The 16,819-nt window shown below is 63.0% G+C and carries 10 protein-coding genes; all 10 read right to left on the reverse strand.

Features of this window, described 5'->3' with window-relative positions; genetic code table 11:
- Positions 1-95 precede the first annotated feature (95 nt).
- Positions 96-1,529, reverse strand: coding sequence for an amidase (locus tag V6767_RS14920; protein ID WP_448474200.1), 1,434 nt, complete (start codon positions 1,527-1,529; stop codon positions 96-98).
- A gap of 163 nt (positions 1,530-1,692) precedes the next feature.
- A complete protein-coding gene (locus V6767_RS14925) occupies positions 1,693-2,715 on the reverse strand; it encodes a TAXI family TRAP transporter solute-binding subunit (RefSeq protein ID WP_448474201.1) in 1,023 nt (340 codons plus the stop codon).
- Between the two features lie 48 nt (positions 2,716-2,763).
- Complete coding sequence (locus tag V6767_RS14930) at positions 2,764-4,728, reverse strand: TRAP transporter permease (protein ID WP_448474202.1); 1,965 nt, start codon at positions 4,726-4,728, stop codon at positions 2,764-2,766.
- Between the two features lie 453 nt (positions 4,729-5,181).
- Positions 5,182-7,263: a transglycosylase domain-containing protein gene (locus V6767_RS14935; RefSeq protein ID WP_448474203.1), complete on the reverse strand. Its 2,082-nt coding sequence runs from the start codon at positions 7,261-7,263 to the stop codon at positions 5,182-5,184.
- A 407-nt stretch (positions 7,264-7,670) separates the two neighbouring features.
- A complete protein-coding gene (locus V6767_RS14940) occupies positions 7,671-9,059 on the reverse strand; it encodes a dipeptidase (protein WP_448474204.1) in 1,389 nt (462 codons plus the stop codon).
- 341 nt (positions 9,060-9,400) lie between these two features.
- Entirely contained in the window at positions 9,401-9,745 is a 345-nt protein-coding gene (locus V6767_RS14945; protein ID WP_448474205.1) for a DMT family transporter, read from the reverse strand.
- Between the two features lie 21 nt (positions 9,746-9,766).
- Positions 9,767-12,718 carry a DNA polymerase I gene (polA, locus tag V6767_RS14950; protein ID WP_448474206.1) on the reverse strand — a complete coding sequence of 984 codons (2,952 nt, stop codon included), beginning with the start codon at positions 12,716-12,718 and terminating at the stop codon, positions 9,767-9,769.
- A 118-nt stretch (positions 12,719-12,836) separates the two neighbouring features.
- The gene (gene xylA, locus V6767_RS14955) at positions 12,837-14,147 is read right to left on the reverse strand and encodes a xylose isomerase (protein WP_448474207.1); all 1,311 of its coding nucleotides are present in this window, start codon (positions 14,145-14,147) and stop codon (positions 12,837-12,839) included.
- A gap of 78 nt (positions 14,148-14,225) precedes the next feature.
- The gene (gene xylB, locus V6767_RS14960) at positions 14,226-15,683 is read right to left on the reverse strand and encodes a xylulokinase (protein WP_448474208.1); all 1,458 of its coding nucleotides are present in this window, start codon (positions 15,681-15,683) and stop codon (positions 14,226-14,228) included.
- Positions 15,684-15,706: 23 nt separating this feature from the next.
- Positions 15,707-16,735, reverse strand: coding sequence for a LacI family DNA-binding transcriptional regulator (locus tag V6767_RS14965; RefSeq protein ID WP_448474209.1), 1,029 nt, complete (start codon positions 16,733-16,735; stop codon positions 15,707-15,709).
- Positions 16,736-16,819: the final 84 nt, after the last annotated feature.

Below are 16,819 nucleotides of genomic sequence, written 5' to 3' on the forward strand. Positions count from 1 at the left end.
CCGATGCGTCGAAACAAAGAGCTGGATAATCGGGCGGTTCAGATTAACCGCCCGATGATCCAGAGCCCTTCACGCGATCTGACCGAAGCCGTCCGTCATGCGGCATAGATGGCCGGATACCGGTCCGCCCAGGGGAGCGCCTGTTCTAACTGCGCTGCCACTCTTATCAGCAGAGCCTCCGCGGCGAACCGCGCGACGAGCTGCACGCCGATCGGAATGCCGTCGTCCGTCCAGTGAAGCGGCAGCGAAATGGCGGGCTGGCCCGAAATGTTGGACTGAACGGTGAAGGCGACAAGGTTTCGCGATCGGTTCCGGCGTTCGGAATAGTCTCCCTCGGTCAGATAGCCGATCGCAGGCGGCGGGGCGGAAAGGGTCGGCGTCACCAGGAGGTCGAAGCCGGCGTCCTCTTCCCACCAGGAGGCCAGCCGGCGGGCGTATTGATTGGTCTCGCGGACGATACGCAGATAATCCGCAGCCGAAAGCGCCTTGCCCTGCTGATAGGCCAGCCAGCTTCCATCTTCCATGTCGTCGGCCGTCCATTCACGCCCGATGCGATCCCGGTATCCATCGAGCGTCGAGGCGAGGCAAGCGCCAACATAGGCCCGATGGTTCAGGAGCGCCTGACGCTCGAAATAGGCGTCCGGATGCGCCCGTTCCACATGATGTCCCAGAGCCGACAGCGATGAGACCGCCTTTTTGACGGCCGAGATACAGGGTGGATCGACCACCCCGTCCGGCAGATCGGCGCAAAAGCCGATCCGCAACGAACCCGGCTCGCGACCGATTTCCTCCAGAAACGGGCGTTCGGGCGGCGGGGCGGTATAGTGGTCGCCGGTTTCGTATCCGGACAGGATATCCAGCGTCAACGCCGCGTCGCGCACGGTGCGGGTCAGCATGCCCTGGGTCGCCGCGCCATTGCGCACTTCGCCGGCGAGCGGGCCCCAGGATATCCGTCCGCGGGAAGGCTTCAGCCCGACAATGCCGCAGGCGCTGGCCGGCATCCGTATCGAGCCGCCGGCATCATTGCCATGCGCCACCGGCACAATGCCCGCTGCCACCGCGGCCGCCGCGCCGCCGCTCGACCCCATGGTCGAAAGTTCGGGCCGCCAGGGATTTCGGGTCGCCCCGAATGCTTCCGTCTCGCAGGCGGCGCCGGCCTTGCCAACGGCGAATTCCGGAGAATGCGAGCGGCCGAGCGAAATCAGCCCTCCCTTCCGCAGCCTCGCAACCACACTGCTATCCACGGAAGCGGTCAAACCCATATCCCGCAGAACCCTGTTGCCCTCGATCTCCGGTTCGCCCGCGGCCGGCGTGGCGAAGTCCTTCAGCAGCGTCGGCACGCCCGCCAGCGGCCCCGCTTCATTGAACCGGCCCGACCGCGCGTCTTCGAGCGCTGCATCGAAACGCTGCCAGACGATTGCGTTGATCTGGCGATCGATCTGTTTGGCCCGCCCGATAGCTTCTTCCACGGCCTCACGGGCCGACATCCTGCCGCTGCGTATCAGACCGGCAGTCTCGATTGCGTCCATGGCCGTGCTCCTCCCAAAGCAACGTCAGGCGATTGCGCGGCCCGCAAAACCTCACGCCGGATTTTCCGATGCCGAGCTGTTGCGGCACCCCGCCGTTTTCCATGCCGGGCGCCGGATACAGTGGGCAAGGACCAGCCCCGCCCGCATCGACGCTCTCGCGCCGTCACGCTTCGGGGGGAATGCGATCCGCCGGGATGTCGAACCCGTTTTCCTTGTAATAGCGGTAAGCCCCGATATGCAGAGGGATGTTGCCCTTGGTAAAGACGGTATTCCTGTTGATCGAGCTCATCCATGCTGCGGTGGACTGGAATTCGGCGAGGTGGTCGAAAACCGCGCCGGTCATCGCATAGACCATTTCCTCGTCCAGCCACTTGTTGGTATCGAGACTGCCCCAGGTGCCGAGCGTCACGATGTCTTCGCTGTTGACCTGGTTTTCGTAGGAACCCGCCGGGATCACCTCGACGGTTCGGCCCGGAAGATCGAGCACAGCCTTCATTCCCGGCTTCGCCAGTTGTTCCTCGCTCAATCCGATCAGCCGGATCGGGTTGACCATGGCAAACTGCTGGATCGAGGGGCTCGGCAGGTAGGTCGCGATCATATAGACATCCATCTGCCGGTCGAGAAACGCCGTTTCGGCCGACTGCCAGTCATAGCGCATGACCTCGTAGTCCTCCCCGGCAACGAGACCGGTCGCGGCTTCCACCATGTTCAGATAGACACTGGTCGCCGCGCTTCCCGGCGGGCCCAGAAAAACCTTCTTGCCCTTGAAATCCTCAAGCTTCGTGATGCCCGAATCCGCGTAGGCGACGATGTGGAGTTCGCCGATCTTGTAGGCCAGGATATTGCGGAGATTGGTCACCATTTCCGGCGCGTTCTCGACCTTCGCGAACATTGCCGTCTGGGTCTTCATGTACTGGTTTATCGATGGCGCGCTGACGAACAGGTCGACCTTGTCCTGGGCTGCATCCAGGGCCGATTTTGTCGATGGTTTGCCGACGGAAACCTGGATTTCTACCGGCAGATATTTCTGCACGATCTGCGAGAACGCGATGCTGAGCTGGCCGGCGGACGATCCCGGCGGAAAGCCATCCATCGTCAGAAAGGTCTTGGATTGCGCGAAACCGCCCCTCAATGGCACGATCGCCCCGAGCGCCGAGACGGCGGCAAGAAAATCACGTCGTTTCATGTCTGTTTCCTCCCTTTGACAGACTTGGTTTCTTTCAGTGGCATCACATCATGGCGCACCTGCTGGTTTGCGGGCGCCGATAAACTCCAGGCTCGTCAAGGCGATTCCGGCCGCTATGCCGGCCAGTTGAAGTTCGGTGTGTGTTGCAATGACGGCGATCCCGACCAACGGGCGAAGAATACGCGACCAGTACGGCAGCGGCGTCGTTGCGAAACCGATGAAGCCTGTCGCCAGCAGCCAGATCGCAAAACACAGCCGGCCCATCGCCCACAGGAATTCCGGCAGGTGAAAGTCCGATACGACAAGAAGAATTGTCGGTTCATAGATAAACATGAAGGGAACGATGAAGCCGACCAGGGACAGCTTCAGCGCGTTGATGCCGGTGCGCACCGGTTCCGCCCCCGCAATCGGGGCAGCCGCCACGGCCGCCAGCGCCACTGGTGGCGTCACCGCCGACAGCACGCCGAAATAGAAGACGAACAGGTGGATCGAAAGATCCGGCACGCCGAGTTTCCTGATCCCCACACCCAGGACCAGAACGATAATGAGATAGGCCGGCAAGGTGGGCATGCCCATCCCCAGAATCAGGCACGAGAGCGCCGCCAGCACCAGCGCGATAAACAGCGAGTGATCGCCAAGCAACGCAATCTGCGTGGCGAACTTCAGGCCGAGACCCGTGAGATTGAATACTCCGATCAACACGCCGATCGTGCCGACGGCCATCATGATCCGGGCCCCGGCGACGCCGCCCCGGGCCAAGGCCTCGACGAGTCGCCAGGGTCGCTGACGAAGCGTCTTGTTGAACATGAGCCCCGATATGACGGCGGTAACCACGGCCCAGAAGCCGGCCATCGAAGGCGAGAAGCCGATCCCGAGCGTGACGGCAATGGCGCCAATCGGGATGAAGAACATCAGCGATTGCACCCAGTCGCGTCTCTCGATCTTGCGGCGCTCAGCCCGTGGCGTTGGCTCCAGCCCAAGCCGTCGCGATTCCAGCACCACGGCCAGAAAGAGATTGCCATAGTAGAGAAGCGCCGGGATCAGGGCGGCGATGCAGATCGTGCGATAGGGAACGCCGACGAGGCTGACCATCAGAAATGCCGCAGCCCCCATGACCGGCGGCATCAATTGCCCGCCGGTGGAGGCGGCGGCCTCGACCGCGCCGGCGAAATTGCCCTTGAAGCCTCTTTTCTTGATCAGCGGGATCGTCACTACCCCCGTGCCGACCACATTGGCGACCACGGAGCCCGACGACATGCCGAAGACGCCTGAGGCTATGATCGCCGCATGGGCGGGACCGCCGCGGGTGCGGGCGGTTGCGGCCAGAGCCATGCGGATCATCACCTCGCCGGCGCCGGTGCCCTCAAGCAATGCACCGAATACGATGAAGATGAAAATCAGCAGGATGACGATCCCCACGGGATCGCCGAAAATACCCTGAACACCGAACCACAGGATTTCCATGGTCATTTCCAGACTGAAGCCGGAGTGATGGAATATCCACGGCAGGTTCGCGCCGAACAGGCAATAGGCGAGCGTGATCAGCCCGACGCTTGCGAGGACGCCGCCGAAGGTCCGGCGCGTCAGTTCGATCAGTGTCAGCACGGCAACCAGCGCCGTCCCGCGATCGACCGGCGAGAAGACCGCGACAAGGTTCTCCATGTCGTAGATCTTGTTCAGGAAATTGAAGCAGGCATAGGCAAGGTTCGCCAGGAGCAGCACATCGATAGCCCACAACGCATAGACGGCAGGTCTGGCCTTAACGCGAAGGTTCTGCGCAAGGGGCGTGGTGAAGACAACGATCGCTGCGCAGACGAAAAGCGACCCTGACCGCAACAGTTCGAGGCCCACGACCTGACCCGCATAGGCAACGTAGATTGTGTTGAGCGCAATCAGCGCGGCGAGCGCCATGCCCACGACCCGCAATGCGCGGGAGAACGGATCCCCGACAACGGCAGACGCGCCGCCTTCGCTCGTCGGAAATTCGGGTTGTAATTCGGATCTATCCGTCATTTCGCCCCCGGTGACGCCACTCGAACGGCTGCAACCGCATTGCGGCCGTCAGGCAATCAACTTGCGGCTTCGGAAAACGAGCAGCCCCTCGATCGGCGGGTTAACCGCCGCCAGGCGCCTTGCCGTGAATTCCGAACGTAATACCGCAACTCCTCCTGCGGCGGGGACCGGATGACCCGGGCCGGTGCTCCCGTCGCCTTGCCCCTATTGTCTACCCGATAGCGAAAATGAAAAGACGGAATATCTTCTCATCCGATACAGGAAATGTATCGCTCAGGCATTTTCACGGGTCAAAGCCCGTTGGCGAAGGGGCCCTTGCGATAAAACCGAGCTGGCACACCGGCCTGATTCTCAGTACGAGCGCCCGGCGTGAAGACCGGATCGAACCGCAGGTCCGCCAGACGTCATCCTGTTGTCAGATCGTCACGGAAGCACGCATCGCACTCGCCGTCCTCACCCTCCGCCGAGAATCTGCATCAGGGTTCGCCGCTTCGGCGCGGAGGGCGTTTCGGCGGCGGGCTGCCTCTCCTCTCCGAGCTGGCCGAGAAGCTCGACCAGCGTCTTCGGATCATTGTCATTTGCCGGCGGCGCAGCCCTCGGCTCGATCAACCTGCCGCCGCCATAAAGCGGTTGCGGCTTCAGTCCATGATGCGCCTTCGCCATGTAATCCTGCCAGATCCGGGCCGGCAGTTTGCCGCCGGTGACGTGGCGCATCGGGGAATTGTCGTCATTGCCAACCCAGACGCCGGTGGTCAGATTGGCGGTGAAGCCGACGAACAGCGCATCGCGGGAGGATTGCGTGGTGCCGGTCTTGCCGGCGACCTGCCAGCCGGGGATCTGCGCGGCCTTGCCGGTGCCCTCGGTCACCACCCGCATCAGCATGCCGTTCATGTTCGCCGCGGTCTGTGGCGACAGCACCCGCTCAGGCGCGGGCGGCACGGCCCGGTAAAGCGCCTTTCCGCCCGCGGTCTTCACGCTTTCGATCAGATAGGGCGTCGCCTTGAAGCCGCCATTCATGAAGGGGGTATAGGCTCCGGTCAGTTCCAAGAGCGAAACCTCGGACGTGCCGAGCGCCAGCGAGGCATTGGCGGTGATATCCGAAGTGATGCCGAGCCGGTGGGCGACGTCGACGACATACCCGGGGCTTGCCTCCATCACCAGTTGGGCGGCGATGGTGTTGACGGAATGCGCCAGCGCATTGGTCAGCGTCATCGGTCCGGAATAGGTCTTCTCGTAGTTTTCCGGCGTCCAGTCATCGATGGTGATCGGCGCGTCGTTTCTGACCGAGCCCGGCCGGTCGCCGATTTCGAGTGCCGCGGCATAGACGAATGGCTTGAAGGCCGAGCCCGGCTGGCGCTTGGCGGTGACGGCGCGGTTGAACTGGCTCTTCGAATAATCGCGCCCGCCGACCAACGCCCGGATCGCGCCGGTGGCATCGACGGAAACGAGCGCCCCCTGCTCCACCCGGTCCTTCTCGCCGTTGGTGTCAAGCGCGCTCTTCAGGCTTTCGCCGGCGGCGCGCTCGAGACCGGGATCGATGGTGGTGGCGACCACGATATCGGTCGTGACCTCGCCGATCATCGGCTCAAGACGCTGCATCACCATATCGGCGACGTAGTTTTCCGGTCCGGTCCAGTAGCTTGGCGCGCGCGTCGGCTCGCGCGACATGGCGGTCGCCATATCGCTGTCGTCGATCATGTTCTGGTCGTGCATGGCGGCCAGCACCACCTGGGCGCGCTCTTCCGCCGCCTCCGGATCGCGGGCGGGCGAAAGCCGCGAGGGCGCTTTCAGAAGGCCCGCCAGCAGCGCCGCCTCGCCAAGCGTTACGTCGCGGGCGGATTTATCGAAATAGCGCTGCGAGGCCGCCTCCACGCCATAGGCGCCGGACCCGAAATAGACCCGGTTCAGATACATCGCCAGGATCTGGTCCTTGGTATATTCATGCTCCAGCCACAGCGCCATCAGCGCTTCCTGCACCTTGCGCTCCAGCGTCTGGGCATGGGAGAGCAGCACGTTCTTGGCCAGTTGCTGGGTCAGGGTCGAGCCGCCCTGTACGAGACCGCCATGCTGGAGATTGGTGATCATGGCGCGGGTGATGCCAATCGGGTCGACGCCGAAATGGGAATAGAAGCGCCGGTCCTCAATGGCGACGACGGCCATCGGTATGAAGGGCGACATCTCGTCGAGCGACAGCGCCTCGCCGCCGGTCGCGCCGCGATTGGCGATCAGCGATCCGTCGGTGGCGACGATCTTGACGTTGGGCGCGCGGTCCGGCACCGCCCATTCATCGACGGGCGGCAGTTTGGAGCCGTAATAGATGACGATGCCGATAACGGCGATCGCGCCCCAGACGGCGGCGACCATGCCCCAGTAGAACACGAAGCGGAAGACGCGCATCAAACCGCCGCCGGACGCGGCGCGCGCCTTCTTCTTCGACTTCTTCCGCTTCTTCTTCGCAGGCTTCGCCGGCGCCCCGCCGCCAAGGCCGAAAAGCGAGGGTTCAGTTCTTTCGCGCTTGTTCTTCTTGCTTGCCATTACGGAGCCATCGGCGCCTTTCGTTTCCGTCTCCGGTTCTAACCCGACCACTTTAAGGTGGTATTAAGGCGCGCGTGTTGCGGCAGACGCATTGCGGCAAAAGATATCATAGAGGGTTAACGCAGGCTGAACGGGGCCGGGTTTCACACGATCGGTTTCGTAATCCTGGAAGCTGTCAGCTTCTTGTGCCGGTTTGCTTTGATGCTGACCGACCACTCAAGAGCCGGTTTTGTGCAAGGCTCATGCAGCCAACAATCTCCCCCCTTGAGGGGGAGATGTCGCGAAAGCGACAGAGAGGGGTATGGACATAAGCCCCAAGCTCCGATTTTGCCGAAAGGGTTCACCCCTCTCTTCCCCTGTCGAGGCATCTCTCCCTCAAGGGGAGAGATTATGAACTGAGAGCCCCCTCAGCGCGAAAGCGCGTCGAGGATCCGGATCCAGGAGCGGATGCCCTTGTGGAAGGACGTCAGTTCGTATTTCTCGTTGGGTGAATGGATGCGGTCGTCGTTGAGGCCGAAGCCGACCAGCAGCGAATCCATGCCGAGTTTGCGTTGGAAATCGCCGACGATCGGGATCGAGCCGCCCATGCCGATCACCACCGCAGGCTTTGGCCATTCCTGCGAAAGAGCCGCCTGCGCCTTCTTCAGGAAGGGCGCGTTGTAATCGAGCTGGATTGCCGGCGAACCGCCATGGGGGTGGAACTCCGCGCTGCAATCTTCCGGCAGTTTCGAGCGCACATAGGCGCGGAAGCTTTCACGGATTTTCACTGGGTCCTGCTGGCCGACGAGGCGGAAGGAGACCTTGGCGGAGGCCTGAGCGGCGATCACCGTCTTGAAGCCCTCGCCGGTATAGCCGCCGGTAATGCCGTTGACCTCGGCCGTTGGGCGGGTCCAGGTCAGTTCCAGCACCGAGCGGCCCTTTTCGCCGGCCGGCTTGGAGAGGCCGATTTCGCCAAGAAAACGCTGGTCGGTCTCGCCAAGCTGCTCCCAGCCCTTTTTTACTTCCTCCGGCGTTTCCTCGACGCCGTCATAGAAGCCGGGCAGCGTCACCCGGCCATTCTCGTTGTGAAGGCCGGCGAGGATATCGGCGAGGATATGGATCGGATTGGCGGCAGCGCCGCCGAAGAAGCCGGAATGGAGATCGCGGTCGGCAGCCGTGATCACCACCTCGTCGCCTACCAGACCGCGCAGCGTGGCGGCGATCGCCGGCGTTTCACGGTCCCACATGCCGGTATCGCAGACCAGCGCGAAATCGGCCTTGATCAGGTCGCCATGCTCCTCGATGAAGGCCGGCAGCGAGGGCGAACCGGATTCCTCCTCGCCCTCGAACATGATCGTGATCTTGACCGGCAGTTCGGCATTTTCCTCACGATAGGCCCGGCAGGCCTGGAGGAAGGTCATCAACTGGCCCTTGTCATCGCTGGTGCCGCGCCCGGTGATCACCTTGGTGCCAGCCGCACTATCCTTGACCTTGGGGTCAAAGGGATCGTCTTCCCACAGCGACAGCGGATCGACGGGTTGAACGTCGTAATGGCCGTAAAACAGCACATGCGGCGCGCCTTCCGGCGCATTCTCGCTGGTCGCCACCACCATCGGATGGCCCTTGGTCTTGTGGGCTTCTGCCAGAAAGCCGAGCGTCTTCAATTCCGCGACCAGCCAGTCGGCGGCTTCAGCGCATTTTTCCTTGTAGGCCGGATCGGTGGAAATCGACGGAATTCGCAGCAGGGCGAACAGCTTGTCGAGGCTTGAGGGCAGGTTGTCGTCGGCGCGCTTCAAGATAGCGTCGAGCTGGGTCATGGGAAACCTCCGGTAGGCGGGCAAATCACTGGCAGGACCATAGGCCAGCAGGCAGCGATTGAAAACCTCGATCAGGGCGAGAAGCGGGCAAAGAAAAAGCCGCCATGGCCTGGAGGGGGGGACTGACCATGGCGGCTGCTTTTTTGGACAAAGGCCGGAGAGGGGGATGGAGCCTTTGTCCTTTTGTCCGAAGAGGCGGGGGACGGGCCTTCTTCGAACAGCGGCGTGATCAAGCGCCGTTGGTTATTAGATGTACTTCGAAATGTGTCGATTCAAGGGACGCGGGGGCCCCGTTTCGTTACAAATCAGTAATCTGAAGCAAAATTTCGACGATTGCGCTGTCAGTGGCCGGCGGCGTTGGAGAAAAGATTCATCACCAGCACGCCGCCAACGATCATGGCGATGCCGACCCAGGCGGCGAGATCGAGATTCTGGCGCAGGACGACAACGCTGACGGCCGCCGTCAGCACGATGCCGAGCCCGGCCCAGATCGCATAGGCGACGCCGAGCGGGATCGTCTTCAGCGCCTGCGACAGGCAGAAGAAGGCGATGATGTAGAACACCGCGACGCCGATCGTCGGCAACAGCCGGGTAAAGCCGTAGGATTTCTGCAGAAGGGTGGAACCGACCACCTCGCAGACGATCGCGATACCGAGCGCGCCATAGGCCGCGAGTGCAGGATTCATGTCCGTTCCTTCTTCAAAAACTCAGTGCGCCTCGTCCCAGTTATGGGCGGCGCGGGCATCGACCTTGAGCGGAACCGCCATCGAGACGGCGGGCATGGCGGCGTTTTCCATGATCTCGACGATCACGGCGCGGGTCGCGTCGACGGCGTCATCCTCGACCTCGAAAATCAGTTCGTCATGGACCTGAAGCAGCATCTTCGCCCGCTCGCCAAGCCCCGCTTCGCCGAGCGCCGGCTCGATCCGGGTCATCGCGCGGCGGATGATATCGGCGGCCGAGCCCTGGATCGGCGCGTTGATGGCGGCGCGTTCGTTGAAGCTTCTGACCTGATGGTTGGAGGATTTGATCTCCGGGTAGTGGATCTTGCGGCCGAAAATCGTCTCCACATAGCCGACATCGCGCGCCCGTTCCTTGGTGGCGTCCATATAGTCGCGAATGCCGGGGAAACGCTCGAAATAGCGCTTGATATAGTCGCTTGCCTCAGAGCGCTCGATGCCGAGCTGGTTGGAAAGGCCGAAGGCGGAAATGCCGTAGATGATGCCGAAATTGATCGCCTTGGCGCGCCGGCGCACATCGCCCGGCATGCCTTCCACCGGCACGCCGAACATTTCCGATGCCGTCATGGCATGGATGTCGATGCCATCGGCAAAGGCCTGTTTGAGCTGCGGAATATCGGCGACATGGGCTAGCACGCGAAGCTCGATCTGGCTGTAGTCCGCCGACAGCAGCTTGTGGCCCGGATTGGCGATGAAGGCGGTGCGGATCTTGCGGCCCTCCGCGGTGCGCACCGGAATGTTCTGCAGGTTCGGCTCCGAGGAGGAGAGCCGCCCGGTCGTGGTCGAGGCCAGCGAATAGGAAGTGTGGACGCGCTTGGTCTGAGGGTGGATATAGCCCGGCAGCGCATCGGTATAGGTCGATTTCAGCTTGGTCATCTGCCGCCAGTCGACAATGCGGCGCGGCAGCGGCAGGCCCTGGGCCGCCAGATCGTCCAGCACCTGCACGGCGGTGGACCATTGCCCGCTCTTGGTCTTCTTGCCGCCGGGAAGCCCCATCTTGCCGAACAGGATATCGCCAAGCTGCTTGGGCGAGCCGATATTGAATTTCTCGCCCGCCAGTTCGTTGATTTCATCCTCGAGCGCCGCCGCCTTCTGCGCCAGTTCGCCGGAAAGGCGCGACAGGATCTGCCGGTCGACGGAGATGCCGCGTTCTTCCATGCGGGCAAGCACCGGCAGCAGCGGCCGTTCGAGCCGCTCATAGACGGTCATCACCCGTTCGGCGGCAAGCCGGGGTTTGAGCACCAGCCAGAGCCTGAGCGTCACATCGGCATCTTCGGCGGCATAAGCCGTGGCGCGGTCGATATCGACATGGTCGAAGGTGACCATGTTGCGGCCGGAACCGGCAACCTCCTTGTAGGGGATTGGCTGGTGGCCGAGCCATTTTTCAGAGAGCGCATCCATGCCATGCGCGCCCATACCCGAATCGAGCACATAGGAGAGCAGCATGGTATCGTCGAAATTCTTCACCGTGATGCCGTGGCGCAGCATGACAAGATAATCATATTTGAGGTTCTGGGCGATCTTCAGAACCGCCTCGTCCTCGAGCAGGCCCTTCAGCGCCGCAAGTGCAGCGTCGAACGGGATCTGCCCCTCGGCAAGCCCGCCGCCGAGCAGATCGTCCTGCCCGGCCTTGTGGGTGAGCGGCACATAGGCCGCGCGGATCACCGCGCCGTCATCGGCGGCATCCTCGTCGTAAAGCGCCAGCGAGAAGCCGACGAGTTCGGCCTGCATCGCGTCGAGCGAGGTGGTCTCGGTGTCGAAGGCGACAAGTCCGCGCTCGCGCGCCGTTTCCAGCCAGCCTTCCAGCGTGACGAGATCGCGGATCGTCTCGTAATTTTCGTGCTTGATCGGCAGCGAAGCAAAGCGCGCGGCCCTCGCCGCGGCAAGATCGGCCGGGCGCTTGCCGTCGGTCGCGCCGGGCGCGGGGGCGGCGGCCGATGCCGTACCATCCCCCGGATCGAGATCCGGCCCGTGCGCTTCAGCCCCCCACTCGACATTGACGGGCGCCGCCTCGATCGCCTGCGCCTCGGCGCCGGTGGCCTCGGCCACGCGCCTCGTCAGCGAGTTGAACTCCATCGCCTTCAGGAAGGAGACCAGTTTCGGCCCATCCTGCGGCTCCAGCGACAGCGCATCGAGCGGCACATCGACCGGGCAGTCCTGCTTCAGCGTCACAAGTTGGCGCGACACCAACACCAGCTCGCGGTTGGCGATGATGTTTTCGCGGCGCTTGTTCTGCTTGATCTGCTCGGCATTGGCGAGCAGATTGTCGAGATCGCCGAATTCCTCCAGCAGCGTTGCCGCCGTCTTCGGTCCGATGCCGGGAACGCCCGGAACATTATCGACCGAATCGCCCGTCAGCGCCTGCAGGTCGATCATCTTTTCCGGCGGCACGCCCCATTTGTCGATCACTTCCGGCACGCCGATCTGGCGGTCCTTCATGCCGTCATACATGTGCACCTTGGGCCCGACGAGCTGCATCAGATCCTTGTCGGAGGAGATGATGGTGGCGTCGCCGCCTGCCTCCACCGCCATCCGCGCATAAGTGGCGATGATGTCGTCGGCCTCAAAACCCTCCATCTCGATGCAGGGCAGGTTGAAGGCGCGGGTCGCCTCGCGAATCAGCGCGAATTGCGGCACCAGATCCTCCGGCGGCGGCGGACGGTGGGCCTTGTAATCCGGATAAATCTCCTTGCGGAAGGTCTTCGAGGAATAGTCGAAGATCACGGCCAGGTGCGTCGGCGTGACCCCCACGGAGGTATCGCGCGCCTGGGTCAGAAGCTTCCACAGCATGTTGCAGAAACCGGAAACCGCGCCCACCGGCAGGCCATCGGATTTGCGCGTCAGCGGCGGCAGCGCGTGGAAGGCGCGGAAGATGAAGCCCGAGCCGTCAATCAGGAAAAGGTGATCGTCTTTTTTCATGGCGAATCCATAGCCGCTCGGGCGGCAAAGGTCCATGGCCCCAAAACGCTGCAGGCCGAGCTTTCGAAGCCCGGCCTGCGCATTTTTCGGTATTTGGCAAATCGCCGGCAGTCAGCCGTCACACATATTTGTTGACGATATTTTCCAGATATTCCTGGCGACCCGATTTCGGTTCGGGGTTGATATCGTCCTTCTCCACCATGGCGGCGATGTCTTCCAGCGTCATTTCGCCGGAGAGCATCTTCTTTGCGGTGTCGCCGTTCCAGCCGGCATAGCGCTCGTCGAGCGGCTTTGACAGCGCACCGTCCTCGATCATCCGGGCAGCGGCCTTCAGGCCGCGCGCGCAGCAATCCATGCCGCCGATATGGCCGTAAAGCAGGTCCGCCGGATCGATCGACTGACGGCGCAGCTTGGCGTCGAAATTGGTGCCGCCGGAGGTGAAGCCGCCGGCCAGCAGAACCTGGTAATAGGCGAGCGCCATTTCCGGCACATTATTGGGGAACTGGTCGGTATCCCAGCCGGACTGATAGTCGTTGCGGTTCATGTCGATCGAGCCGAGCACGCCGAGCGTGCGGGCAAGTGCCAGTTCATGCTCGAAAGTGTGGCCGGCGAGAATGGCGTGGCCCTGCTCGATATTGAGCTTCACTTCCTTCTCCAGCCCGTATTTCTGCAAGAAGCCGTACACCGTGGCGACGTCGTAATCATACTGGTGCTTGGTTGGCTCCTGCGGCTTCGGCTCGACCAGGATCTGGCCCTTGAAGCCGATCTTGTGCTTGTACTCGATCACCATCGACAGCATACGGGCCATCTGGTCGAATTCGCGGCTCATATCGGTGTTCAGCAGGGTCTCGTAGCCCTCTCGACCGCCCCAAAGCACATAGTTCTCGCCGCCGAGCTTCATGGTGGCATCCATGCAGGTCTTGATGGTGGCGGCGGAGTAGGCGAACACGTCAGGATCGGGATTGGTCGACGCGCCGGACATGAAGCGGCGGTGGGAGAACAGGTTGGCCGTGCCCCACAGCAGCTTGACGCCGGTTTCTTCCTGCTTCTTCGCAAAGTAATCTACGATCTCGTTGAGGTTCTTCGTGCTCTCGGCGAAATTGCCGCCTTCCGGGCGCACGTCGGCATCGTGGAAGCAGTAATAGGGCGCGCCGAGCAGCGAGAACAGCTCAAACGCGACGTCTGCCTTGAGCTTCGCCTTGTCCATGCCGCCATCATACCAGGGGCGGTCGAAAGTGCGCCCGCCAAAGGGGTCGCCGCCCTCCCAAGCCAGCGAGTGCCAGTAGGCGACGGCAAAGCGCAGATGTTCCTTCAGCGGCTTGCCGAGGACGACCTCGTCCGGGTTGTAATGCCGGAAGGCCAGCGGATTGTCGCTGTTCGGGCCTTCATATTTGATTTTGGCGATATCGCCGAAAAAACCGGTGCTCATATCAATTCTCCCATTCGGTTATTCTCAAATCCGGCCGGTTGCCGCGCGGGCATGCCGGGTTCATTTCAGTGTGTTGCGTCAGGCTTTCGTGACGGCGCGGATCGCCGGATAGAGCGCGCGATAGCGCTGATAGGCCTCCTCGAAGGCGGCCTTGTGCACGGTTTCCGGCTCCACCGTTTCCGCCGTCTTCGGCGGGGTGCAGACGGAAAGCGGATCGCCGCCGGTCGCCGCCAGCATGCCGAGCCGGGCGGCCCCGAAGGCCGCGCCGAAATCGCCATCGGCGGGGATGTCGATCGGCAGGCCGAGCGCCGTCGCCACCGCCTTCAGCCAGTAGCGCGAGCGCGAGCCGCCGCCGATCGCGGTGATCCTTGAAAGCTCGGTGCCGGCGGAGCGCAGCGCCTCGAGATTGTCGCGGAGCGCAAAGGCGACGCCTTCCATCACCGCGCGGGTCATGGCCGGGCGGTCGCTTTCATGGGCGAGGCCGATGAAAGCGCCGCGGATCGCCGCGTCATTGTGCGGCGTGCGTTCGCCGGAAAGATAGGGCAGGAAGGTGACGTCGCCAGGTGCTTGCAGCGTGTCTCCAACCTCGGTGGAAAGCTCCGCCGGGCTCTTGTCGGTGATTTTGGCGTACCAGTTCAGCGTATCCGTCGCCGACAGGATCACGCCCATCTGGTGCCATGTGCCGGGCAGCGCGTGGCAGAAGGCGTGGACCGCGCTTTCGGGCTTGGGCCGGTAACGGTCATTGGCGGCAAACAGCACGCCGGACGTGCCGAGCGAGACGAAGGCCGCGCCATCGGCAACCGTGCCCATGCCGCAGGCGGATGCCGCATTGTCGCCGGCCCCGCCGGCCACCACGACCGGCCCGGTCATGCCCCATTCGGCGGCGAGCGCGGATTTCAGCGTGCCGCCGACCTCCGAACCCTCGACCAGCGCCGGCATCTGCGACCGGGACAGATCGGTGGCGGCGAGAAGCTCGTCCGACCAGTCGCGCTTTGCGGTATCGAGCCAGGAGGTACCGGCCGAATCCGACATTTCGGAAATGTATTCGCCGGTCAGCCAGTAACGCAGATAATCCTTCGGCAGCAGCACCTTGCCGACCTTGCCGAAAAACTCGGGCTCGTTCTTCTTGACCCACACCAGTTTCGGGGCGGTGAAGCCGGGAAACACGATATTGCCGGTAATGGCGCGGAAACGCGGATCGTCGTCGAGCTGGGCTGCCTCGACATAGGAACGCGTGTCGTTCCACAGAATGCAGGGGCGCAACACTTCGCCGTCGCCGTCAAGAATCGTCGCGCCGTGCATATGGCCGGAGAGGCCGATACCCTTTACCGCGGCAAGTTCGCCCGGATGGCGTTCGGCGAGACGGCCGACGGCGATCCGGCAGGCGTCGATCCAGTCCGCCGGGTTCTGCTCCGACCAGCCGTGATGTGGCCGCGCGACCGAGAGCGGCGCATCGGCGCTGGCGATCACCTTCTGGCCGTCATCGATCAGCATGGCCTTCAGGCTGGAGGTTCCGAGATCGAGCCCGAGATACATGGCGTTCTTCCCTTTCCCGCCCGTCAGGGCAGATTATCCTTGATGAAAATGTCGATGCGGATGCGCTCCTGCGCGGCGATCACCGCCAGGCCGTCGGCCTCGGCCTTCAGCACCCGGATCGTGCTTCTGACCTCGTGGCCGGCATCCTGGTTCAGCACCGCGTCGAACAGGCCGCTTTCGAGCGCTGAGCGCGAATGGTCGGAAAGCTCGTGCGCGATCGTGACGATTTCGCGGCCATTTGCGCGCGCCTTTTCAAGGGCTGCAATCAGGCCGCGATTGCCCGCGCCAAGGCTGTAAATGCCGATGATATCCGGGTCGCGGGCGAGCGCTTCGTCCACCAGCCGTTCGGCAACCGCCGCATCGTCGCGGCCTTCCATCGGTGGGCTCAGTTCGAGGTTCGGAAAATCGAGCGCCATGCCTTCGGAAAACCCGGAAAGCCGGTTCTGGTGGTCGCGCACCGAAAACGAGCCGACGAGAATGGCGATGCGCCCGGCGCGCTGACCAGTGAACCGGCCAAGCAGGGTCGCGGCCGTGCGGCCGGCCGCCTGATTGTCGACGCCGGCATAATGGTCACGGCCGCTGTCCTCCAGATCGGAGACCAGGGTGACGACCGGGATGCCCTTCTTCTTCAGCGCGCCAACGGCCGCGCGCACCGGATCGGCGTCAACCGCGACCAGTGCGATGCCGGCCGGCTCTTCCTCACCTGCCGCGATCAGCGCTTTCGCCAGCGCATCGCCATCGAAGGCCGGCACGTCGATGATGCTGATCTCGGTCCGCTCGATCCGCCCGCGTTCGCCGGCCTGTTCGACGGCCGCGCGCAGCTCCGCCATGAAGGCGTTGTCGTTGAGCGGCAGAATGAAGGTGAAAGGATAGACCCGGCCCTTGGCGAGATTGGCGGCGGCGACATCGCGGACATAGCCGAGCGAGCGGATCGCCTCCTCGACCTTTGCCTTCGTCTTTTCGCGCACGCCAGGCCGGCCATTCATGACGCGGTCCACGGTCGCCAGACTGACGCCTGCCTTGATGGCTATGTCATGCACTGTCGGGCGCATGTCTCCCCCCGCCTGGCAATTTCCTCCGCGGTCCGCGGCCCGGACCTTGTTATGCCTCCCTTATAGCGCGCCGTTTGATGTACG

It is taken from the genome of Martelella sp. FLE1502 (assembly GCF_053484255.1).

What these genes read in the sequence shown, in the direction of transcription:
- V6767_RS14920 (WP_448474200.1), bottom strand. Translation starts at nt 1,529, where the DNA reads ATGGACGCAATCGAGACTGCCGGTCTGATACGCAGCGGCAGGATGTCG.
- V6767_RS14930 (WP_448474202.1), bottom strand. Translation starts at nt 4,728, where the DNA reads ATGACGGATAGATCCGAATTACAACCCGAATTTCCGACGAGCGAAGGC.
- V6767_RS14935 (WP_448474203.1), bottom strand. Translation starts at nt 7,263, where the DNA reads ATGGCAAGCAAGAAGAACAAGCGCGAAAGAACTGAACCCTCGCTTTTC.
- polA (WP_448474206.1), bottom strand. Translation starts at nt 12,718, where the DNA reads ATGAAAAAAGACGATCACCTTTTCCTGATTGACGGCTCGGGCTTCATC.
- V6767_RS14925 (WP_448474201.1), bottom strand. Translation starts at nt 2,715, where the DNA reads ATGAAACGACGTGATTTTCTTGCCGCCGTCTCGGCGCTCGGGGCGATC.
- V6767_RS14965 (WP_448474209.1), bottom strand. Translation starts at nt 16,735, where the DNA reads ATGCGCCCGACAGTGCATGACATAGCCATCAAGGCAGGCGTCAGTCTG.
- V6767_RS14940 (WP_448474204.1), bottom strand. Translation starts at nt 9,059, where the DNA reads ATGACCCAGCTCGACGCTATCTTGAAGCGCGCCGACGACAACCTGCCC.
- xylB (WP_448474208.1), bottom strand. Translation starts at nt 15,683, where the DNA reads ATGTATCTCGGGCTCGATCTCGGAACCTCCAGCCTGAAGGCCATGCTG.
- V6767_RS14945 (WP_448474205.1), bottom strand. Translation starts at nt 9,745, where the DNA reads ATGAATCCTGCACTCGCGGCCTATGGCGCGCTCGGTATCGCGATCGTC.
- xylA (WP_448474207.1), bottom strand. Translation starts at nt 14,147, where the DNA reads ATGAGCACCGGTTTTTTCGGCGATATCGCCAAAATCAAATATGAAGGC.